This window comes from Rhodohalobacter sp. 8-1 (genome assembly GCF_038150125.1).
Lineage (GTDB): Bacteria > Bacteroidota > Rhodothermia > Balneolales > Balneolaceae > SW132.
Map to the genome: position 1 here is coordinate 39574 of NZ_JBBVMF010000017.1, position 23113 is coordinate 62686.

The following is a 23113-nucleotide window of genomic DNA, read 5'->3' on the forward strand; positions in this document are numbered from 1 at the left end:
GAATAATGTATAATTTTAAGGTAATTTTAAATTATATAATGAATAAGAAAGTATATTTTGGTCAATACTAAGTTTTCTTTTACGAAATCAATAATTCCATACAGTAAAAGGCTGGTATTTGGAGCTTTGCTTATTATCTCAACAAATTTTTATAGCTGCTCCAATACGGAAAATAATGATACGGCAGTAGATCTGATGAGAACCTATGAGCCAAAAACATATATTGTATACAAAACAGATGATCCGATTACAGTTGATGGCATCACTGATGAGGAGATCTGGAATTCATCTGAGTGGACCGATGATTTTATAAATTTGGCAGGTGATTTATCCATCAGCCCGGAATACCGGACTAAGGTGAAATTGCTCTATGATGATAATTATCTCTATGTTGCCGGTGAAATGGAAGAGAGTGATATATACGGTACAATGACTGAGCGTAATTCTCGCTTATACCTGGATAATGCTCTTGAAGTTTTTATAGATCCCGACGGGGATACCCATAACTACGCCGAGTTTCAGATTAATGCATTGAGTACTATCTGGGATCTGTTGCTCACAAAGCCTTACCGGGATGGTGGAAGAGGGATCAGTCAGTGGAACCTGCTGGATTATCAGAGTGCCGTTTACCTCGATGGTGATATTAATAATCCGGAATCTGAAGACAGAAAATGGACTACAGAGATTGCTCTTCCTTTAGCTGCTATTTCAGAGATAAATTCTGGAAAACGTACGATTGAAAGCGGAGTACAGTGGAAAGTTAATTTCTCCCGTGCACAAAGGCGGCTCGATGTAGCAGATGGTAGCTATAAATTGAGAATAAATCCGGATACGGATCGGCCATTTGACCCTGATTTTTATGTATGGTCGCCTCAGGGAGTGAATAACATACATATTCCTGAGATGTGGGGAATTATGCAGTTTTCTGAAAAAATTGCAGGCCAGGGTAAGGATGATTTTATCTGGAACCGGAATGAAGAGTTGAAATGGGCATTACGACAGGTCTATTACAGAATACATGACTATTACAGAGAACATGGTGAATTTACTGACTCGCCTGAATTATTGAACATTGTAGAGATAACGGTTGATGATTACAATTTTGATCCAAAAATTATGATTACCGAAACAATGTTTGAGGTATCCACACCGGGATTTGACGGAGAAACAACCTGGTATATCAGCGAGGATGGAAAAGTCTGGAATGAATAACAGCTTTTAAAATTCAGTTTAGGAGCTCATTCCATATCTATAAAAAAGTTGACTGATATTCATTCAGGCAACTTTTTTATAATTAATTGATTAACAATCACCTACCTGATTAATTGAACCTGAACTGAACCGTTTCTTAGTTCAGGCAAGGTAATAAACCCATCTTCCGGATTAAACTGATCCCATTCACTGCCGTTAATCGAAACTGATCTTATTTTAACTTCAGAATCTTCAACGAGATTGGGATATAACCTTTTTCCACCTTTTGAAGAATTAATTTTAAAATAGAGGGTTACAGGTTTATTCTGCACCCATAAGTTTAAATAGAGATAGTTTAGCAATCCATGCTCCATGGAATGGTAAGATGTTTTTGAACGAACCGCTTTGTTCCCATTTTCTATCTCCCCGTTAATTCCAACGCTTAAATAGGCGGCTCCAAACTCTTTATCGATAAAATAATTATTCCAGAAATCTGCACCCTGCTGAAACCGGTCGAGATGGAGTTGATCTTCAGTAATGCGATACAAATAGAGTTCAAGCATGTTGCCATAAGCCTGCACCCACCAGGGAGTGGATTCAGCTTTTTCGTCAATGTTTGCCATTGAAAAATTATGGTGCCAGGCCCCTGTTTGTTCATTAAAGGTAACCTCATAAAGTCGTGGATAAAGCTCCAGTGCTTTTTCTTTATAAGATTCATTACCGGTCAGAAGGTGAAGCCTTAAGAGAGTCCAGACAATTTCCAGGTTGTGGCCCACATTAATTTTATCACTTTGTTCCATATTAACCTGCCACTGTTCATCAAAACTTCCCATGAGCCATTGTTCTTCCGGAGAAATCATTTTATCTAAAATCAGGTCAACTCCGTCAGTCATTTCGTTGAGATACTGATCATTTTTTGTGACTGGATAAAGGTAAGCCAGGTAACCCGATAGAGGAGCAAGCTGAGGGGTAGCCCTTTTGGAAGGATCCTTAACTGTCAGGTCGCGATTGAGTGCATTAATGTAACCGCCATGCTGTTCATCAAGTGCGTGGGTGTTTAAAAGTTCAATTGATTCCTGAATGTATTCAAGCACTGTTTCGTCCAGAGTTACCACATAATACATAGCTAAACCGGTTACGGCATAAAGCTGCATGAACATCCCCTTATCGAGATCAACCGGGTTACCCTCTTCATCTATTTCATTGTACCAAAGACCGTATTCCGGATCCCATCCATACTCTATCATGTATTCGATAATTTGGGTGGCTAAGTCGAGATATTTATCCTCACCTGTGAGCAGATATGCGGTTGAATAGCTGAATATATGCCGGGAAACCATGCCGGGATTTTGATTGGTACTTCTGAAAGGTTCCCACTCCCGGTCCATATAAGTTGGAAACGTATTTGTTTCTGTGTTAAGTCCGTTTTGGGTCCATGGTGTGATAATGTCATCAATAGCCTGGGTTTTCCAGAAATCACCATCCATTTGTGGATTCGGCTGACGAACATCTTTCGTTGAACATCCTCCCGATATTATTATCAAAAATAGAAAAGTGATTGTCGATTGTTTAATTGAGCTCATAAGGTTTTTAATATTAGTTGTTGACAGATTAGTCTAGTATTACTTTAATGATGATTGATGCCGGAGATATAATTGGGTGTTATTTTTTAAAAAAGTTCAGGTAAAGAAATATGCTTTAGACAATCGTTATACGCAGATTAATTGAATTCATGAATCCAGCCTCTTAAAGTTTTCAGGTCTTTTTGAATTCCGTTAAGAATCTTTTCTCTTCCGGTGCTCAGTGAAGTTGCTCCATGTTCTGCTCCGCCCAGCGGATATTCATAGTGAATGGAAAGAGGTGCATTGATGGAAAATTGTTTTAACATTTCAAAAAAGAGGTTAAAATCTACCATTCCCTCTCCAAGAGGAACATTTTTGATTTGCCACCCATCTTCCTTTTTAACCCAGTGAAAATCTTTGATATCCATCGTTCCGATATAGGGAGAGATTAATTCGAGGTCAAGCGGCCAGGAATTGGCCCCTTCAACAGTAGCATGCCTGATATCATATTGACATCCAATCCATTTATTATCTATGTCTTTCAGTACATACCACAGATCCCAGGCCGAAGCACCAAAACTTGTACCTGAGTGATTCTGATAGTCAGCCTTGATATCATATTGTTTATTCAATGAAGCCAGTCGATTTAATCTTTCTTTGAACATCTCAAGATTTTCAGGAATGCTGATTTTTTTATTGTAGGGAATCCAGCCCAGCCGGTAATTTTGAATGCCCAGTTTTCCAGCGGTTTTTAGAGTCGCATCCGTATGTTCTTCATTTGCAGCGGTAACGGCAGTACTAATCATCGGAATTTCGAGGCCGGCATCCCTGACTGCTTTAACAGCTCTTGGCAAATCCTGAGTGACCCGTTCAGGCAGTACATGTCCCCCGGGCCTGACCGTCAGGTCCACACCATCAAAACCGAGCTCCGCCGCAGTTTCTGCCATTTCAGGATAGTCCAGCCATTGCAGATGTTTAGAGAATATTGAGATATTGAATTCAGTATTTACTGGACGCCTTGCAGAATAAGTCCCGTTGGAATCCGTTTTTTCAGGGTTTTTAATCGGAGGTAAGCCTGTAATCCCGGCAGCTGCTAAAATAGATTTATAAATGAATTCTTTTCTGGTTGTATTCATGTTTTAAACAGCCACGAAAGATGGTGATATTGTCAATGTAATTTTAAGTAGTTATTATAAGAAAAATCAATGTTTATTGAACCTTAATATTTCAGATAATTACACACCAAAAGTGCCTCGAAAATGTTAAATTCAGAGAGATGTCTATATTTTATGAATAGGCATGGAATCAGTTTTCTGATTATCAGGGCCATTTGAAAAAGTCCTTTAAGTTTTAAGCAGCAGACAAATCATTACATTTGGGATATGAGCATTACTAACAGATACATAATTACCCTTATTTTTCCGGTTCTGTTTTACTCCTGCACAGCAGAAAAGCCATCTGTTGCAGGGCAAGAAAATGAGACAGAGACGGTAACCGGGGATAAGATTCCCGGAATGCCTGCTGCAGACAGTTCAAAAACTAAATTAAGCGGCGATTTTGTTGATCTGAATAGCTACGTTTCAGCAGATGATGTACGCCTCACAAATTTATTAAATCTGAGTAACCTGTCAGAAAACCCTGATTCAGGATTGTTATTTACAGGTTCCGGTGGGGAAAGTGAATCACTCCATGGCAGAAAAGAGCCGCTTTATGTAGTAGATGATGTACCCGTTGATTTTACAAGAAAAGCGAGTGCCGGTAAATGGGGAGATTCGGAGTACCAATCGGCAACAGATATAGCATCCCTTGAAAAAGAGTCGGTTGAAATTCTGTCAGGTGAAAAAGCGATTGAGCTATATGGTGAGAAAGGGAAACATGGCGTGATACTTATTACGACCAAAGGTGGAAAGAAAAGAGAGATTAGTTATATCGAGAGTTCTGGTGATACGACCTATACAAGAGAAGATGCCGCTTCGATGGGTATGATGGATTTAATAAAGGAACAGGAAGACAAAAAAAAGAATAATTAATAAGTCTATGCAGCAATTTTTCTGGTCTGTTACCCTATTCACATTACTTGTTACTACAGTGCAGGCTCAATCGGTCAGAAATGACGGACAGCTATTCACGTTTTTAGAACCGGAACGTACAAATATTCATTTCAGTAATGATATTCCGGAAACCCAACATCTGAATATTCTAACCTACGAATATTTACATAACGGTGGGGGGGTGGCTGTCGGTGATCTTGATAATGACGGGACTCCCGAAATCTTCTTTACCGGTAATTTTGTGGAGAACCGGCTATACAAAATGAATGGTGATATGACTTATGAGGAGATTGCCGCAGACGCTGGGTTGCTGGGTAACCAGGGATGGGATACCGGTGTGACTATGGTTGATATTAATAATGACGGCTATCTGGATATATACATAGGCCGTTCGGGCCCTCTTTCACCCGAATTACGGGCCAATGAACTCTATATCAACAATGGTGATATGACCTTTACGGAAAGAGCAGCTGAATACGGACTGGACGATCAGGGATATGCCACACAGGCTGTTTTTTTTGATTACAATGGGAATGGATTGCTGGATATGTATCTTCTCAATCACAATATTCGACCCATGGAAGGATTTGACCCGGCTGAGGTAGTTGTGCAGCGGCATCCCTATGCAGGTGATAAATTGTATAAAAATACCGGGGATGTATTTGTGGAGGTCAGTGAAGAGGCCGGTATTATCAGTAACCCGGTTGGCTATGGCCTGGGTGTTGCCGTTGGAGACGTCAACAACGACGGCTGGCCGGATATTTATGTGGGTAATGATTTTCTTGAAAGAGACTATCTCTATATCAATAACGGGGATGGAACCTTTACTGAAAAACTAAAGGATGCCATGCCGCATACCGTGCAATTTTCCATGGGAAATGACATTGCTGATTTTAATAACGACGGATGGCTGGACCTGCTGGTGACAGATATGATTGCTGAAGACAATTATCGCCAGAAAACGAATATGACAGGGATGGATCCCACCACGTTTGGGTATATGGTCGAAGATGGGTTTCACTATCAGTACATGATCAATACGCTTCAGATGAATAACGGCAACGAAACATTCAGCGACGTTGGTCAGCTTGCGGGTGTTTCAAATACCGACTGGAGCTGGGCAGCTCTCATGACCGACTTCGACAACGACGGGTTTAAAGATATTTTTATTGCCAACGGATATTATAAAGAGGTGGCGGATAAGGATTACAATGTATTTGAAGATGAAATCCTTGACAGAATCAGAAGTGATGAAAGCCTGAGTATACTCGATTTTATGGGAGAATTGCTTGATAGTATCCCTTCAACGCCCATTGAAAATTATATTTTCCGAAATAACGGAGACCTGACGTTCTCAAAAAAAATTGAAGAGTGGGGCATGAACCAAAGCGGGTTTTCAACGGGGGCAGCTTATGCCGACCTGAATGGTGACGGGGCTCTGGACCTGGTGATTAATAACGTAAATGGAAAACCCTTTGTGTATTTAAATAACGGTACGGAAGGAAATTATCTTAGAATTAAACTGAACGGGCCCGAAACGAACAGGAGCGGACTTGGAAGCCGGGTGACCATTCAAACCGATAACGGGCAGCAGATGATTGAGCACTATATGTCCAGGGGATTTCAGTCATCAGTTGAAGATATACTTCATTTTGGGCTGGGAGATAGTGAGGAAGCAGATGAACTGAAGATCAGGTGGCCGGATGGAAAAGTGCAAACACTGGAGAATATATCAGTAAATCAAATATTGATACTGAATTACAGTGATGCCACTGAAGGACCAAATGAGCCTTTCGAAAATAGAACCACGCTTTTTGAAGATATTACTGAAAAAGCAGGTTTGAATCACCGGCACAGGGAAAATGAGTATGTGGACTTTGAACGTCAGCCGTTGCTGCCGCACAGATTGTCGAAATTAGGCCCGGGTATAGCTACCGGTGATGTGAATGGAGACGGGCTGGAGGATTTTTATATAGGCGGAGCACATGGGGAAAGCGGTACGCTGTATCTTCAGGATGAAAACGAAACATTCCATGCTTCGGATTCGCAGCCCTGGGAGGCAGACAGCCAAAGTGAAGACATGGGAGCTGCCTTTTTTGATGCAAACGGGGATGGAAGCCCTGATCTGTATGTTGTGAGCGGGGGATATGAATTTGAACCTGATTCGAATGAACTTCAAGACCGGCTTTATCTGAATGACGGAAAGGGAGGCTTTGAAAAGGCTGCAGGTGCTCTGCCGGAAATGCTGACGAGCGGTTCTGTGGTTATACCGGGTGATTATAATGGCGACGGGCAGACAGATCTTTTTGTTGGGGGCCGCGTAGTTCCGGGCAATTATCCCGAAGCACCAAGGAGTTATATTTTAAGAAATGATCAGGGTCAGTTCAGCGATGTAACAGCTGATATAGCGTCGGGCTTATCAGAAGCAGGTATGGTTACGGATGCAATTTGGACAGATTACAATAATGACGGGTTTCTGGACCTTATCATTGTTGGGGAGTGGATGCCCATTCTGATCATGGAAAACAGAGAAGGGGTATTCAGAAATGCAACTGAGGAAGCCGGGCTTTCTGAGAGCAGTGGCTGGTGGTTCAGTATTGCTGAAGCCGGACTAAACGAAGATGACAGGATGGATTATGTTGCCGGAAACCTGGGTTTAAACTACCGGTACAAAACGTCTGAAGAGGAACCCTTTCAGATATTCAGTCATGATTTTGATGAGGATGGAGATAATGAAATAGTGCTTGGATACTATAACGACGGAACCCTCTATCCGCGTGCCGGAAAAGAGGCAATGGAACGAGAGATACCGTTCCTCGAAGAGAGAGCCCCCACTTTTCATGAATTTGGCTTGTCTACACTCTCTGATCTATTCGGAGAACAACTTTTAAATGAATCGTTGCACTATCAGGCAAGAACTTTTGAATCTTCATATCTGGTAAATAACGGTGATGAAGGATTGGATCGAATTCCTCTGCCAAATATGGCACAAATTTCAGCGGTTAAAGGGATTATCTCAGATGATTTTGATGGCGATGGAATCCGGGATTTTTTAATCGCCGGTAATTTTTATGCAACTCACTCACGAACGCCCAGAAATGATGCGGGTATAGGCTTGTATTTAAAAGAGGAAAGTGACGGATACCTGATGCCTGTCTCCGCCACAGAAAGCGGATTCTATGCTGGTGGGGATGTAAAGGGGCTGGCCGCAATAAAACTGGGAAGGACCGGAACCACAGGAATATTGATTCCCAAAAATGATGATTTTCTTCAACTGATAAAAGTAAAGAGTTTGCCCGGAAATTAGCAGCAGATTTATCTCTGTTATAATCCTGATGCTAAAAACTTTCATCGTACTAATACAATTTACCGATCTGATATTATAATACTGAATTGCCATAGCATGAATTTTTCAAACTAATTTTGAAGAAAGTTGTCTAACCAAATGCAGTACATTGAGTTGTATCAATATTTAAGGGTTAAAACGAATAACAGAGTGTTTTCCGGCGCTCCGAGCGAAGCGATTCCCACGAAGTGAAATTTGTCCCTCAGCATCGTTCACCATGGGTACGCCTTTGGCAGAAGCTAAAATAGCTTGTTCCAAAGTCCGTCAGCTGATGGATGTCTGCACTGCCATTTTACCTAAGCCTGCTATTCGAAACCTTGGCGTAGTAAAGCCTTGTTGAGTCCCGAATGCTCAGGATTGGTGAAATATCCGGGTTTGGGGCGATTTAACTACCATATTATACGGCTGAAAGCTTTTATACTCAGAGGGGTTGTTATGCACTATTCAATGATCCCATTCACTACTACATAAACCAATAATGATGGATAAATTATGAACAGAAGAAGTGCAATAAAAAATATAGGTCTGGGATTAACCGGATTTTCTGCTAGCGCAATGGGCAATTTTTCATTAGGGAATGATCCATGGGTCGATAAATTCAGGAAATCCACAAACGGGTTACCGGATCTGAAAATAACCAGTGTAAAAGCAATTCCGGTTCAGCCGGGCAGTATCGAGCTGGTCGTCGTAAAAGTTGAAACGAGTGAACCAGGCCTCTATGGTTTAGGGTGTGCTACATTCCGGCAAAGAGCTCATGCGGTCGTTTCGGCCGTTGATGATTACCTTCATGACTTTTGTGTAGGGAAAAGTGTTAATAACATTGAAGATATGTGGCAAATGTGTTACCAGAGTTCATACTGGCGCAATGGTCCGGTGTTGAATAATGCATTAAGCGGACTCGACCAGGCCCTTTGGGACATCAAAGCAAAGCGTGCCAACATGCCACTTTATGAACTATTGGGTGGCAAGTGCCGGTTTGCAGCCGATACTTATGCACATATGAGCGGGAACAGCCCTGAAGAAGTTGTTGAAAATGTTCAGGGTGCCATGGAGGACGGATACCGGCATATTCGGATTCAGCTGGGCGGCTATACGGGTCCATCGGATCAGAATCCGGACTTTAAAGATGCCGGCTTTGGCCATGAAAGAGATCAGTTTATGGACCAGAGAGCTTATGTGAAAGCTATACCTGAAATGTTTGAAGCCGTGAGGGTAGCCTGTGGTGAAAACGTAGAACTTCTTCATGATATACATGAGCGTATTCAGCCGATGGATGCCATCAATATGTGTAAAGCACTTGAAGAATACAGGCCGTTTTTTATTGAAGATCCACTTTCTCCGGAGAATAACGACTATTTTCCAATGATGAGACAGCATACAACGGTACCCATCAGTATGGGCGAGCTTTATAATAACCCTCACGAATGGATCGGGCCCATGAGCAAACGATGGTTTGATTTTATCAGGATTCATGTGTCGCAAATCGGTGGAATTACTCCTGCAATGAAAGTGGCACGCCTGGGAGAATGGTTTAATGTGAAAACGGCGTGGCATGGCCCCGGAGATTGTTCGCCGGTAGGGCACGCCTGTAATACCCATATGTCTCTGGCTACCTGGAATTTTGGTATCCTGGAAATGACGGCGGGTATTATGAATGAGAGGCTTCAGGAAATATTCCCGGGTTCACCGAGAATTGAAAATGGGTATGCCATGGTAAATGAGGCACCCGGACACGGTGTGGATATAAACGAAGAAGAAGCTGCAAAATATCCTATTCAGGATGTGCAGCTGAATACCTGGACACAGGTCCGAAAATACGACGGGACGCCCATCAGACCGTAAAAGTGCATCCCATCAATGAAACAGTTGTCCCTTAATCCTCTCTCTGATAGAGATAAGGGATGATTGTATCATTGTTTCTTGCCAGTAAAATGAGCGGGCCGACCCGGCTGGGAAGTACCATCATTTCACGGACTTCTCCCACACCCGAGAAGCCGGTATCTTTTGATCCGAGCGGAGTAAATCCAAAATTACCATCGCCTTTTAGTAATACGCCTTCACCGGCCACAGGCCCGTTTTCAGGAATAACTCCATAGTTATTACCTGCTGCCAATATATCTGGAATACTGTCCTGGTCGAAGTCGGCTACAATCATATCATAGACAGGGGCAATCTGAGCAGTCCGCGGGAGGGGAATCTGTTCAAAGGTTCCGTCTCCGTTATTCTTAAATACAGTGGATTCGAAAGTTTGTGCGGAAACCTGGTAGGCATTATTGATTTGCCGGTTCGTCAGTATATCACTGATGGTCGCATTTGAATAGGATTCATAATCAGGAAATTGATCTTCCAGATCCGGTAACTGCCGGAGCAGCCGGTCTCTTCCGGGAAGCGGGTAGCGGCTGCCGTCTGTAACATGAGTAATGATTGGATCCGTAAATCCATCCCCGTTGAAATCGTCTGCATAGAGCCTGACAGGCTCTTCAGGGGAGGTGTTTAATAGTGAATTCAGGCCGCGGTTGCCGGCTATTAAATCGATATAGCCATCTCCGTTTAAATCGGCTGCCTTCAGGACATTCCACCAACCTGAACTTTGTTCTAGCCCCGATTCTGAGGTAATTTCAGTAAATGTGTGATCTTCCGCTTTTTTAAAGATACGGACCGGCATCCATTCTCCCGTAATTATCAGCTCTGCCTGATCATTGTTATCAATATCAATCCAGGCGGCACTATTTACAATTCCCGGATTCAGCAGTTCCGGTGAAGCCTGTTCAGTAATATCTGTAAATCGCCCGTTATCATTTCTGAGCAGGTAACTTCTGGGAGGTGTAGGGTATTGATTGGTATGAACCCTGCCACCCACAAAAAGATCTGAATCCCCATCTCCGTCATAATCATGGGCAATCACCGTACTTCCACTGCTGGCAATCGGCGGCAGGGCATTTCGGGCATATTCAAATGATCCGAATCCATTATTCAGATACAATCGGTCCTGGTAAACAGATCCATCCGTGGGATTGGAATATTCTCCGCTTACCACATACAGGTCGGGGTGGCCATTACCATTAGCATCAAAAAAAAGTGCATCCATATCTTCATACTCGCGATGCTCCTCAAAAGCCGGAACCTGTACTTCAGAGAAACGCCCGTCAGTTTGCTGCAGAAACAGTTTTGCCGGCTGCCCCGGGCCGCCGCCGATAAACAGATCTGCGAGGCCATCATTATTTACATCTTCACTTACCATTGCCGGGCCAAGATTCGACATGGTATGAGGCATAAGAATGGTGTTTATTCTGTCGAGGGCAAAACTTCCCTGGTGAGTATAATCCAGGCCAAGTGCCACCTCATTGAGAGGCAAAAACATTTGATATTGCTCTTCATCAGTCTCCTGAGGCTGGCTGTTTATTGCTTCCTCCTGATTAATTGTGATGGTTTGATTGACGGTAATATCCTGAAGCGTCAGGATTGATTGATCTGGCCAGATAACTTCAATTTCTGCCTGTTCCAGGTCGTTAAGGCCAAACAGCAATACCGGATCAACGGATGATTGAAATCCCCGGACAGGGAACGCTTCCTGGTAGTATCTTTCACCATTATTACCCGTAACGGTAACTTTTGAACCAACCCCGTACGAATTTTGCCCGGATCCCTGCAGGCGAATTTTCAGATAGTTGTTATTATTTAGTGTCCGTGAATTATTTTTAAATATAAAGGGCTTTTCATTGATGTTGTTCACAATCAGATCAAGGCTCCCGTTATTGTTGAGATCCGCGTATGCTGCCCCGCCGGATACGGCATTTTGATCTACTCCCCACTCACCGGATACATCTTTAAAGTTCAGGTCCCCGGAATTTTGAAAGGCAAAGTTATGGAGCTCCACTCTTTCCATTTGTTCAACCAATTCATATAAAATATCAGGGTCATCCGGTAACGATTCTCCGGGATATTGTTCCCACAGAATATCGTTCAGATAGTCCAGATTTGTATAAAAACGGGGAAACCCATTGGTTACAAAAAGGTCTTTGAAACCGTCATTATCAAAGTCAGCCAGAAGTGACGCCCAGCTCCAGTCGGTGGCAGCAATCCCGGCCATCCGGCCGATTTCGGTAAAAGTACCGTTGCCGTTATTCAACTGGAGTGTATTTCTCATATTCTGACGGTGGTAAAGGGGCGTTATCTGATCATACATACTGTAGTCGGGAGTTTTAAAGACCCTTCGCCTGGTAAAGTCATAGGGAAGCATATCCAGTACAAATATATCAGCCCATCCGTCATTATTAATATCTGCAATATCGGAACCCATTGAGAAATAGGAGGTGAGCTGAGTTCTGGACTGTATTTGTTCGCTGAAAGTCCCGTCACCCTGATTCATATAGAGATAGTCTTTCTCGATAAAATCGTTGGTGACAAAAATATCCGGCCAGCCATCTTTGTTAACATCAGATACAGTAGCACTTAACCCGAATCCAATAGGATTTTGTTCAATTCCTGCTTCAGCCGAGACATCCGTAAAACTCCCGTTGTCATTTCTGTAGAGTTTATCACCGGCTTCGGTATCAACCTGTTCACGAATAGCTGTCAGGTCAAAACCGGAGAGCGGTTTAACGGAGTAATTCACAATAAAGAGGTCTAAATCCCCATCACGGTCATAATCAAAAAAATTGGCCTGGGTACAGTAACCCGTATCATCTAATCCATACTCAGCTGCACTCTCGGTAAAGGTGAGGTCGCCATTGTTGATAAAAAGTTTATTTCTGCGGTCCTCCTCTTCAACTTTTCCGGCCTTGCAGACATAAATATCCAGGTTTCCATCCCCATTGATATCAGCCATCGTTGTTCCGGCAGACCAGCCGTCGGCATCAGTAACACCGGCAGACTCTGTAATATTTTCAAACTGATAATCACCCCGGTTAAGATATAGTGCATTTTCTCCGCGGTTTGCAGTAAAATAGAGATCGGGAAGTCCGTCGTTGTTGATATCACCAACAGCTACTCCTCCTCCGTTATAAAAAAATTCAGTTTCAAGAATATTACTTCCGGGTCCTTCCGGCAGGCTGTTTTCAAAATCAATACCAGTCTGTTCAGAAGGAACCAGTTCAAACAGGGTAGGAGTTTCACTTTGACAACCCAGAATCACTGAAAATGGAATAAATACAATAATATAAATGATGGCTTTAATAGATACGATTCGGTTCATTATAAATTCAGATTTAAACTAAGTACCGTTCAGGAATGGAAAATTCTTTTCTAAATACCTGTGACTCTACCGTCTTACCAGGATGATATTTTTCTTCAAATGATTATGAATAGAATAAATACCTGTTTTGAGTTGGACTGTTATTTTAAGTCAGAAAACTCAAAATAATACGATTATAAATATAAAGACAATTTACCGGTATGCTCCGGATCACATTGAGAAAATATTTTGGGGTTTTAAAAGAGATTAATGATTCCTGGTCCGCGAAAATTTAAAAATAAACACACTTATAATTCAGGATTTCATTTTATGAACGGGCAGGATATATAAAAATTAAAACCTTTGAAAACCACACGTAATAGTATCATACACTTTGTGAAAATTAAATTTCATTTTGAATATTCCCCACTCCTATTAAATTCCATGAGGATGATTTTAAATAAAAGTATCATGAATAACCTGTCATTTTAAATTATTTTATGACCTGTTCTCAAGCTACACACCAATATAGTTTTTTCTTTAAAATCAAAAGGATACATCAAGGTATATTTTCAGCGTGTATCACACTTTTATTGTTGATCCCAGCTGCTTTGCAAGGTCAGGATGAATCGTATGACCTGTTGCTTAAAGGGGGACATGTAATAGATCCCAAAAATGAAGTTGATGGGGTGATGGATATTGCTATTATGGATGGCAGGATTGCCAGTGTTGGCAGCCAAATAAGTGCAGAGAGAGCCAAAAATATTGCCGGCTACTATATTACACCGGGACTCATCGATATTCATGCACACCATTTTCACGGAACCAAACCTAACCAATATTTAAGCAACAGTTTTACAGCTCTGCCACCGGATGGTTTTACATTCCGTGCGGGAGTAACCACGGCCGTTGATGTGGGCGGGTCCGGATGGAAGAATTTTGATCTATTTAAGGAACAGGTTATCGAACGGTCCCAAACCCGGATTCTTGCATTTATTAATATAGTTGGCAGTGGAATGAGAGAGGTTGTGCCATTTGAACAAAACCTCGATGATATGAATCCGAAAATGACAGCGATGGTTGCTAATCAGAACCCTGAAATTGCAGGCATTAAAATCGCTCATTATATTGGCCATGAATGGGAACCTTATTTCAGGGCAGTGGAAGCGGCAGAACTGACTGATTTACCGGTTATGGTTGATTTTGGTGAGGCCGAACCCGTTTTAGAGTTAAATTATTTGTTTCAAAATGTTCTGAGGTCGGGAGATATCTATACACATACGTATTTTGGTAGCATTACCGGTGAGGTGGGTCGTCAGTCTGTAATTGATGAAAATGGTATTCTTCGGCCGGGAATTTCAGAAGCCAGAGAAAAAGGGATTATTTTTGATGTGGGTTTTGGCGGCGGTAGTTTCTTTTTTGATATTGCAGTTCCTGCAACCAATCAGAATTTTTGGCCGCATACGATCAGTACGGATTTACATACGGGCAGTATGAATGGCGGTATGAAAAATATGCTGAATGTAGTTTCAATATTCCTGAACCTGGGAATGAATTTACAGGAAGTCATTAAAGCTTCAACCTGGACGCCCGCTCAGGTAATTCTGCGTGAAGATTTGGGTCATTTAAGTGTAGGGGCAGAAGCAGATGTTGCCGTATTAATCTGCATGAGGGCGATTTTGGATTTCAGGATTCCAGCGAATTGATGATACGGGGAGACCAAAGGCTTGAAACAGAACTAACTCTGAGGGCCGGCAGAATTGTCTATGACCGGAATGGTATAGCCACAGAAGAATGGATGGAGTAAATAATCGATATTTTGATCATAAATAACTGTAAAATATAATTTTAAATAACTTATAAACTAAAATTTAACTGAATTGCAATCACTATGGATATAAAAGGAAAAACGTCACGCCGTTCAATGATCAAATCGATGTTTGCAACAATCTTTGCAAGCGGGGCCGGGATGTTTGGGTTTACACAGGCAGCCTCAGCTAATGACAAATCCATAACAAGGATACCGGAGAATGAACAGGGATCAACCCCTCTTTTTTCGGGATCTGTGACCCATGGAGGGTTGGTTTACATTGCCGGAAAAGGCTATCACGAAGAGGGGGATATTACACTGCATACAACAGAGGTTCTTGATCAGCTGCAGGAAGAGCTTGAAAAGGCTGGTTCTTCGATGGAGAAAGTATTGAAGGTTAATGTTTACCTGGCAGATATGGCTGACTATTCCAAAATGAATGATGCCTATCGCGGACGATTCGGTGAAAACCCTCCGGTTCGTACTACAGTAGCCTGTTATGGCGGAATTCCGGGAAGCTCTTTGGTTGAAATTGACTGCATAGCAGCACTGGACGATTAATCCTGATATGCATGGCCATAGAATATAACTCTCAGGAAAATAATTCAGCCTGAAGTGAGGGATTTTAAATTCTCGAAAATATAGAGATTGGAAAAATGGATTTTTCAATGCCCTCTAAGAGTCAATTACATGATAACATTCAATATAAAACAAAAAAAATATAATGAAGTTAAGCAGACGGAAAATGATCAGAATCCTTGCCGGTGTACCCTTGCTTGGCGGTCTTGGTATTCTGGGAGCCGGCGGTTGTGCAAGTACGGGGCAGTTAAGTCGTAATTTGGAAAAGAGGGATCTGTTTGAAGAACTGGGAATTGAACCGATTATAAACGGCCGGGGTACGCTTACCTATCTGTCAGGTTCACTGATGCAGCCCGAAGTAGTTGAGACGATCAGTGCTACATCAACCCGATATGCCAATCTGAATGAAGTCCAGGATAAAGTCGGCTCGCGTATTGCAGAACTGTTGAATTGCGAAGCAGCTATGGTAACTTCCGGGGCAGCCGGAGCCTTAACACTTGGTACGGCAGCAGCCATTACCGGTACTGATGAAGAGCTGATTCGCAATCTGCCGGATATCCCGGGTCCCCGCAGGGAAGTGATCATACAGAAAAATCACCGTTATGGTTATGACCATGCGGTTCGGAATACAGGTATTAAAATGGTGGAAGTGGAAAATGCCCGTGAAATGGTGCAGGCGATAAATGACCGCACTGTAATGGGATTGTTCTTTAATGCGGCGGCCCAGTTCGGCGGATTTGAGCATAATATTGGCCATGAAGAATTTGTAGCCATTTGTAAACGCCATGGTATTCCCAGTTTTATAGATGCGGCTGCAGATGTGCCGCCCGCCTCGAATTTGTTTCTCTACACCGAAATGGGATTTGATCTGATTACCTTTTCAGGTGGAAAGGCAATTCGCGGACCACAAAGTGCCGGACTGTTGTATGGCCGGAAAGACCTGATTGAGGCAGCTAAGCTTAATCATTCGCCACATTCAAATACATTGGGACGCGGATTAAAGGTGAATAAAGAGGAAATGTTTGGAATGCTGGTTGCGCTGGAACTCTACCTGGAAAAAGATCATGACGCCGAGTGGAATCAATGGCTGGACTGGAATGAACAAATTGCGGAAAATGCAAAAACAGTTCCTACTGTTCATAGTGAAATTCATGTAAATGACGGCCCGGCAAATCATTTTCCCGATTTACGATTGAGCTGGGACCAAACACAGGTTAAAATTACCCCGGATGAAGCGGCAGATGCCCTAAGTAAAGGAACCCCGCCCATTTTGGTTTCATCAAGAGGTGATTCGCTCAGCATTACAGTTTCAATGATGAAACCGGAACAGGTAAATATTGTAGCCCGGAGGGTGAAAAATGTGCTTGAGGAGGCTGTTTGATAAAAAGATCCGCAATGTCTCACTGAGACATTGCGGATCTGAGTTCGAAGTTTAAATTCGTTTTTGAGAAATGGTATTTCTAAAAAAAGTTCAGAATGTGAGAGTTTATCCACATTCCTTAGAAGCAAGTAGCTTACTGCTTCTATGAGAAATACCATTTCTTTTCGACTCTGTCAATCCTGATGGGCAAGCTCTTTACCGTGGGAAATTTCTGTTCCCAGCACCTTAAGGAATTCAGCGAGCCATTTTTGATGTCCGGGCCATGCGGGGGTTGTCACAAGATTGCCATCCACAACGGCTTCTGTTGGCGGCACTTCCTGGTAATCAGCTCCGGCAAGTTTCATTTCCGGGCCACATGCAGGATAAGCGGTTAGTCTTCTGCCCTCAATGCCGCCGGCAGCCGCCATTATCTGGAGTCCGTGGCAAATCGCCGCAATCGGTTTGTCTTCATCCACAAAATGGCGGACCATTTTGAGTACATCATCATTTAGCCGCAAGTATTCTGGTGCTCGTCCACCGGGAATAACAAGTGCGTCATAATCCTCCACATTTACCTGATCGAAGTCGTAATTCAGGGTAAAATTATGACCGGTTAATTCTTTATAGGTCTGATCGCCCACAAAATCATGGACAGCGGTCGGGCAGGTATCACCTTCCTTTTTATCCGGGCATACAGCGTGCACCTCGTGGCCCACCATCTGCAACGCCTGGAACGGCACCATTGTTTCCAGATCTTCTCCGTAATCTCCTGCAATCATCAGAATTTTTTTAGCTCCCATATCTTTCTCCTTTTTGGTTTAGAATTTGATTCAATTATTAAAACCAAACGAGACCAAGAACCGTTCTGATTCAGAGTGGTGTGCATTGCAAGTCACGGCAACAATGGGAGATCGCGGATCGGAGTCCGCGATGACGTTGGCAGGTGATTTCGAGAATTAAAATTGCTATTCGATAGCAGGGTTACAGGGAAAATCGCCCTGATTACCAGATTGCGGTTTTACGAATACCACCGATGTAATTGGCGGCACCTTAACTGCACCGTCCTGAATAACCGTCGATTGTATAACAGTATCTGTTCCGTCACTGAGAATCGGATGGAGTTCCAGCCCACTGATTCCGAGATCGATTTCTATCGGTTCCTGATCAGCATTGAAGACCACGAGAAGCCCGTCGTAATTTGGATCTGTATCAGACGACGTGCAGCTTCCATCAGAAATGGTCATGGCAATCAGGCCGGGCACCTGGTCCGGTCCCGTATTGTGGTAGCCAACGCGCTCATGAATTTCATCTGCATCACCCAGCCGAAGAAGAGGTGAACTATAACGGATGCTGAGCTGATCCCGAAATACTCGATTGGCAAACTCCATATGCTCTTTTTGAATGTCGATATTTGTGTTAGTCATAAACTCGGCTTGTGCATCCCAGTTTTCTTCATTATCCCAGCGGGGCGGCAGGCCGATAGCCCAGTTATCTGTTTCGAGTGTAAAATCGACTCTGTTGTACCAGTCGCCGGAATCGTAGCTGTTGCGATCCATTGACTTCGACCGTAGAATATCTGTTCCAAGCTGGTGAAAAGGCACGCCGAGCCCATAATTAATAAAGGCCTGGCTCAGCAGGTGGACGCGAACCCGATCATCCATTGACATGCCGATTGGCAGCTTGGTTTGGGTGTTGTCCCACAGGGTTTCGTTATCGTGTTTGTCGATATAATTGACAGATTCCTCCGGGTTTAGCGCATAGCCGATCAAGTCATTCCGGCCGGTTACAAGGTCACCGTTTTTGTTGACGTATGTATATGTAGCAAGGTTTCCCGTCATGCCAACCCTAATGCGATCTGCCTGATCGAGAAGAGACTGATGCTGCTCATCACGAGTTGCTATTTCAGCTTCATTCGGATACAGAAATCGCCCATTGGCAAATCCCTGTTCACGTCCGCTCCAGGAATAAAACCCGCCCCGAATGGCATCCCGGCTTCTGTCGTTAAAATTTCCAATTCCCGTTCCGCCCATATTAAACTGGGTGGCCTGTGTAAAAATCCTGTCGTCGGCCACCTCGCCAAAATTCCACCCTTCTCCATAGAGATAGATTTTGTCTCCATGAATGCCGTTCTCCTCCGGGGTGAGGTCAGCCAGCGCCTCCTGTACATTTATCATGGTCGATTTTGGATGATGCCCCATCAGGTCAAACCGAAAAGAGTCAATTTTATACTGTTCGGCCCAAAGTTTGACTGAATCAATGATGAGCTTCTCCATCATAGTAAACTCTGCAGCTGTGTTAGCGCAGCAGGTTGATGTTTCCACAATTCCCGTATCCGGATTCAGACGCTGATAGTAGCCAGGTACAACCTTGTCGAGCACGGAAAACCGGGATGTGCCTGTTGCATGGGTGTGGTTATACACAACATCAACTACAATATTCAATCCGATCTCGTCAAGCGCCTGAACCATTCGCCGAAGTTCCAGGATTCGGGCAGTGCCTTCCGGATTTGTAGAGTAGCTTCCTTCCGGTGTGTTAAAATGAAACGGGTCGTAGCCCCAGTTAAAGCCATCATGTGATGCAAATCCGTGGCCGCCATCATCGCCCTGCTCGGCGTAGATGCGCTGTATTTCTTTTGTGATGGGGTCATCAGATGCCAGTTGTTCAAATACTTTTTCAATAGGCGTCAAGCCATATTCTGCACAAGCTTCGTCAAGACCGTCAACCCCGGCCACGTCACAAATTCTTTCAAACGGATCATTTATATCAACTCTCTCTGTACGCTCTTCATGAATGGATGCAATATCATTCAGTGGCAACAGGTGGAGATGTGTGAGCCCGGCGTCGGACAGTTGCTGCAGGTGTCGCATGCCATCAGATAGATTTGCTCCGTCAGTACCATTATGAGTAAACGCCATGTATGTTCCCCGGTGCTCTTCCGGAACGGTTTGATCGTTTATGCTGAAATCCCGCATGTGCGCTTCATAAAGAGTAATATCAGAATGGTTTGGCAGCGGCTTGATGAGATTGTCCCATCCCGCAGGTTTCAAATCCGGATCGTTCAGGTTTACAAGCTGGCTTTGCCGGCTGCCGGTCGAGAGACTGACTGAATAGGGATCGGTAACCTCGAAATTCTCGATATGTCCCGATTCATGATGGTATACCGTGATGTCGAACGTGTAGAACATTTGGTCCCAATCGGATGTGCCTTCAAACGTCCACACGCCATTGGCCGGATCAGAATCGATAGGTGCAGCCACCTGAACCAGCTCTTTTTCGCTGTCATACAGATTCAGAGAAACCGTTTGTGCTGTTGGCGCCCAGAGATACAGATTGATGGCGTTACCATCATAAACCGGTCCTAAATGGCCGTCGTAGGCGTAAAGATTATCCAGGACACCATGTACCTGAACTTTTGTCGCCTCCATAGGTTCGCCGTTTTCATCGAGTGCCACAGCAAGCAGCTGGCCTTCTAGCGCATAGTCAATATCGGATTTGCTTTGATCGAGCGAAAAGACAGGTCGGTCTGATATATGCCGAAATTTATTTGCGAGATTACCTGATAAGTCGGCATCGGGCGTCAGTTCATAAAACTCTTCGCCATTGATGCTGGTTTCGGTGACAATAAGCCCGGCTGTGTCGCTGAAATAGAGCCTGTATGAAGCGGCATCTTCAGGTGCATCCCATATCATACGGTTGGCACTGACCCAGTGTGCCGCAGCGCCTGTGATGAAGCCAGTGGTTGCTGGCTGCTGTGTTTCTGATTCTGACGGCGAAGCGCATTGCGAGGCAATGACCATGAAGATGAGAAGTGTAGAAATAAAATGGTTGGTTTTCATATTAAAAGTACAAAAGGCTACGGAGTTCGGATTTGTAAATAAACCTGAGTTCGATTTAAAAAATGGCAAAAACAGTCCAAAATGGGCGTCATCTCGCACTTTCCCGCGGGGATCCCTTCAGTTGATGCGTGATCTACTGTCCTTAACAAAGGCAGGAGATGCCACGCCGAGTCGTGGCATGACATAAGTGATGACGAATTAACTTAACTAACGCCCATTTTGGACTGTTTTTGTTGATATCCGATAAATTTAAGCATCGAACTCAGGTAAATAAAGGTGCAAAAAACAGGCTGCAATCGAAATCTTTTTTTCAGTCACTGAGAGTTTAATTGACGTTAAGAACTTAAGCAGATCAGTGTCCAAATCCTGCAGAGTTTCAGATGAGAAATTTGCAGGAAGGAAAGCCGGGATTACAAATCTCAAATTCATGACCGTTTGGTCAAGATATTCAGGCTGCAAATTGCCCCGGCTTCTCGGTATTTGCTCATTTAAACTCATTCAAGAGAGCTATATTTTTGGATTAAAGGAAAAATGAGCAAAATGAGCAAAGTTTTAATTATATTAATCACTATTTTTAACTGAAATTACTTTGGCAACCCTCTCATCACGCTATGAAAATTACACTACAACACATTTCTGAAGATACAGGCTTTTCAGTTTCTACTATATCCAGAGCTATCAGGGGAAAAGGACGTATTTCACAGCCTAACAGGAAAAAAATTATTGCAAGTGCACGTAAACTCGGGTATCCACTCCCGGAAAACAGACACTCAAGTAAAAATAATCAACCGATATCAGTTGCTGTTATTACTAATTTCAGAACAGGTGAGTTCTATTCTGCATTCTTTTTTGGATTTCTGGAAGCATCTCGGAATAAAAAGATGAATGTGAGTTTGTTTAGCGTTCAGCCAGCTATTGACGAGATTGACAGTTTAATCGGGGAAATCCGCGATTTAGGGTATTCAGCTGCTGTTTTATTTATACCGGAGTTAAAAGAGCATGAATATCGTCACATTATTCAAACCAAACCAAAAGATTTTCCTATAATTTCATGCTCAAATATTGACAATTCTGTTTTGGATACAGTTACGTTTGATGCTTACCAGGGGGCAACACTTGTAACGAAGCACTTTTACTCCCAGGGGTATCGAAGACTGGGTATAATTGAAGGGCCTTATAAAATGCCGGAAGCTCGCTTTAGGACAAACGCGTTTATGGATTACATCAAGCAAACGGCTGATGCGGAAAGTGTGTGGGAATTTCAGGGAGACTATACTCTTGAATCCGGAATCCGTGCGTTCGAAGACTTTCAAAAGCAAGATGAAAAGCCCGACGCTGTTTTTGCGGCCAACGACTCTATGGCTCTCGGTTTTATTGAAACAGCCAGAAAAGCCGGGTATAAATTTCCTAATGATATCGCCCTTGCAGGTTTTGATAACCTTCCATTTTGCGAATACCACTATCCAAAAATCTCGTCTGTAAACACGGACTATAAAGTGCTGGCCGAGCATACACTTGAAAATCTAATCTCAAGACTTGGCAAACCCGATAAACACCAGGGTATAGTAAGCCTGGTGCCGGTATCTCTTGAAGTAAGAGAATCTTCAATTCAGTCCAGGAAGAAAAAGACTGTAACTGTTTAATCTTCGAAGGTTTAATTCCCCGGACCTCTGGGTTGGAAAAGATAAAAGTCCCAATTCCCTGCAAGGGATCCCTTCGGAAGAAGTGGGAAGCGACCCCGACCGTCGGGAGAGCATGGGGTGACTTTCAGAGTTCAGAATTGTCTATTTGTTGGTTATGATGCACAAGAGATTACCCCCCATTACCATCCACCGGCGGAGGGACACTGCAGAATAAACTCCATATTGAACAGAAAGTTATGGATTATAAGTTGATACCTCGTGGGCTCTGCCCCCGTGGTAGTGCATTCTAACTTGTTAATATATTGCTCTCCTACAGACCCTATCCAAATTCAATAATTTCAGTGGTTTTCAACTATATTAAAAGTGCCTGTATTCTTTACTTGAACAAATTATGGACAATTTAAACGTAAATTTGCTCATTTATTTTTTATTATTTGCCCTGATTAAATATCTTAATCAAATAGATGCGTTTATCAGTTCTGCATCAGAAAAAAGCGCTTTTGATAAGTTGAGTGAATCGGAATAATTTGCCGAGCCTCAGGGAATTAGCGTGCTGAAGTGG

At 43.1% G+C, this 23113-nt stretch carries 13 protein-coding genes; 8 read left to right on the plus strand and 5 right to left on the minus strand.

The features are described 5' to 3' along the window. The first annotated feature begins 126 nt into the window (after window positions 1–126). Window positions 127–1212 (plus strand): carbohydrate-binding family 9-like protein, encoded by a 1086-nt coding sequence (locus AABW11_RS15225; protein ID WP_340105986.1) that lies wholly within the window; start codon window positions 127–129, stop codon window positions 1210–1212. A gap of 101 nt (window positions 1213–1313) precedes the next feature. Here the strand turns inward: AABW11_RS15225 and AABW11_RS15230 are convergent, their stop codons facing one another. Further along, window positions 1314–2774, minus strand: coding sequence for an AGE family epimerase/isomerase (locus AABW11_RS15230; RefSeq protein WP_340105987.1), 1461 nt, complete (start codon window positions 2772–2774; stop codon window positions 1314–1316). Between the two features lie 137 nt (window positions 2775–2911). Beyond that, on the minus strand, window positions 2912–3889 hold the full coding sequence (locus AABW11_RS15235) for a sugar phosphate isomerase/epimerase family protein (protein WP_340105988.1): 978 nt from the start codon (window positions 3887–3889) through the stop codon (window positions 2912–2914). Window positions 3890–4135: 246 nt separating this feature from the next. On the opposite strand from AABW11_RS15235, the gene AABW11_RS15240 reads away from it, so the two are divergent. The 3 genes from AABW11_RS15240 to AABW11_RS15250 all read left to right on the plus strand — a co-directional run bounded on the left by AABW11_RS15240 (window position 4136) and on the right by AABW11_RS15250 (window position 9992). Beyond that, a complete protein-coding gene (locus tag AABW11_RS15240; protein ID WP_340105989.1) occupies window positions 4136–4783 on the plus strand; it encodes a hypothetical protein in 648 nt (215 codons plus the stop codon). A gap of 7 nt (window positions 4784–4790) precedes the next feature. Next, complete coding sequence (locus AABW11_RS15245) at window positions 4791–8111, plus strand: VCBS repeat-containing protein (RefSeq protein WP_340105990.1); 3321 nt, start codon at window positions 4791–4793, stop codon at window positions 8109–8111. 531 nt (window positions 8112–8642) lie between these two features. Next, window positions 8643–9992, plus strand: a complete 1350-nt coding sequence (locus AABW11_RS15250; RefSeq protein WP_340105991.1) for an enolase C-terminal domain-like protein — start codon at window positions 8643–8645, stop codon at window positions 9990–9992. Between the two features lie 31 nt (window positions 9993–10023). On the opposite strand, the gene AABW11_RS15255 is transcribed toward AABW11_RS15250, so the two are convergent. Beyond that, entirely contained in the window at window positions 10024–13344 is a 3321-nt protein-coding gene (locus tag AABW11_RS15255; RefSeq protein ID WP_340105992.1) for a VCBS repeat-containing protein, read from the minus strand. Between the two features lie 575 nt (window positions 13345–13919). Between AABW11_RS15255 and AABW11_RS15260 the strand changes: the two genes are divergently transcribed. The 3 genes from AABW11_RS15260 (at window position 13920) to AABW11_RS15270 (ending at window position 17093) form a co-directional block, all read left to right on the plus strand. After that, window positions 13920–15029, plus strand: coding sequence for an amidohydrolase/deacetylase family metallohydrolase (locus AABW11_RS15260; protein ID WP_340105993.1), 1110 nt, complete (start codon window positions 13920–13922; stop codon window positions 15027–15029). 185 nt (window positions 15030–15214) lie between these two features. After that, window positions 15215–15694, plus strand: coding sequence for a RidA family protein (locus tag AABW11_RS15265; RefSeq protein ID WP_340105994.1), 480 nt, complete (start codon window positions 15215–15217; stop codon window positions 15692–15694). A 163-nt stretch (window positions 15695–15857) separates the two neighbouring features. Continuing rightward, on the plus strand, window positions 15858–17093 hold the full coding sequence (locus tag AABW11_RS15270; protein ID WP_340105995.1) for an aminotransferase class V-fold PLP-dependent enzyme: 1236 nt from the start codon (window positions 15858–15860) through the stop codon (window positions 17091–17093). A 173-nt stretch (window positions 17094–17266) separates the two neighbouring features. On the opposite strand, the gene AABW11_RS15275 is transcribed toward AABW11_RS15270, so the two are convergent. Beyond that, the gene (locus AABW11_RS15275; protein WP_340105996.1) at window positions 17267–17872 is read right to left on the minus strand and encodes a DJ-1/PfpI family protein; all 606 of its coding nucleotides are present in this window, start codon (window positions 17870–17872) and stop codon (window positions 17267–17269) included. A 165-nt stretch (window positions 17873–18037) separates the two neighbouring features. Further along, window positions 18038–20908, minus strand: coding sequence for a pullulanase-type alpha-1,6-glucosidase (pulA, locus tag AABW11_RS15280; protein WP_340105997.1), 2871 nt, complete (start codon window positions 20906–20908; stop codon window positions 18038–18040). Window positions 20909–21519: 611 nt separating this feature from the next. Between pulA and AABW11_RS15285 the strand changes: the two genes are divergently transcribed. After that, on the plus strand, window positions 21520–22551 hold the full coding sequence (locus AABW11_RS15285; RefSeq protein ID WP_340105998.1) for a LacI family DNA-binding transcriptional regulator: 1032 nt from the start codon (window positions 21520–21522) through the stop codon (window positions 22549–22551). Window positions 22552–23113 lie beyond the last annotated feature (562 nt).

What these genes read in the sequence shown, in the direction of transcription:
- AABW11_RS15250 (WP_340105991.1), top strand. Translation starts at nt 8,643, where the DNA reads ATGAACAGAAGAAGTGCAATAAAAAATATAGGTCTGGGATTAACCGGA.
- AABW11_RS15245 (WP_340105990.1), top strand. Translation starts at nt 4,791, where the DNA reads ATGCAGCAATTTTTCTGGTCTGTTACCCTATTCACATTACTTGTTACT.
- pulA (WP_340105997.1), bottom strand. Translation starts at nt 20,908, where the DNA reads ATGAAAACCAACCATTTTATTTCTACACTTCTCATCTTCATGGTCATT.
- AABW11_RS15285 (WP_340105998.1), top strand. Translation starts at nt 21,520, where the DNA reads ATGAAAATTACACTACAACACATTTCTGAAGATACAGGCTTTTCAGTT.
- AABW11_RS15275 (WP_340105996.1), bottom strand. Translation starts at nt 17,872, where the DNA reads ATGGGAGCTAAAAAAATTCTGATGATTGCAGGAGATTACGGAGAAGAT.
- AABW11_RS15255 (WP_340105992.1), bottom strand. Translation starts at nt 13,344, where the DNA reads ATGAACCGAATCGTATCTATTAAAGCCATCATTTATATTATTGTATTT.
- AABW11_RS15240 (WP_340105989.1), top strand. Translation starts at nt 4,136, where the DNA reads ATGAGCATTACTAACAGATACATAATTACCCTTATTTTTCCGGTTCTG.
- AABW11_RS15235 (WP_340105988.1), bottom strand. Translation starts at nt 3,889, where the DNA reads ATGAATACAACCAGAAAAGAATTCATTTATAAATCTATTTTAGCAGCT.
- AABW11_RS15265 (WP_340105994.1), top strand. Translation starts at nt 15,215, where the DNA reads ATGGATATAAAAGGAAAAACGTCACGCCGTTCAATGATCAAATCGATG.
- AABW11_RS15270 (WP_340105995.1), top strand. Translation starts at nt 15,858, where the DNA reads ATGAAGTTAAGCAGACGGAAAATGATCAGAATCCTTGCCGGTGTACCC.
- AABW11_RS15230 (WP_340105987.1), bottom strand. Translation starts at nt 2,774, where the DNA reads ATGAGCTCAATTAAACAATCGACAATCACTTTTCTATTTTTGATAATA.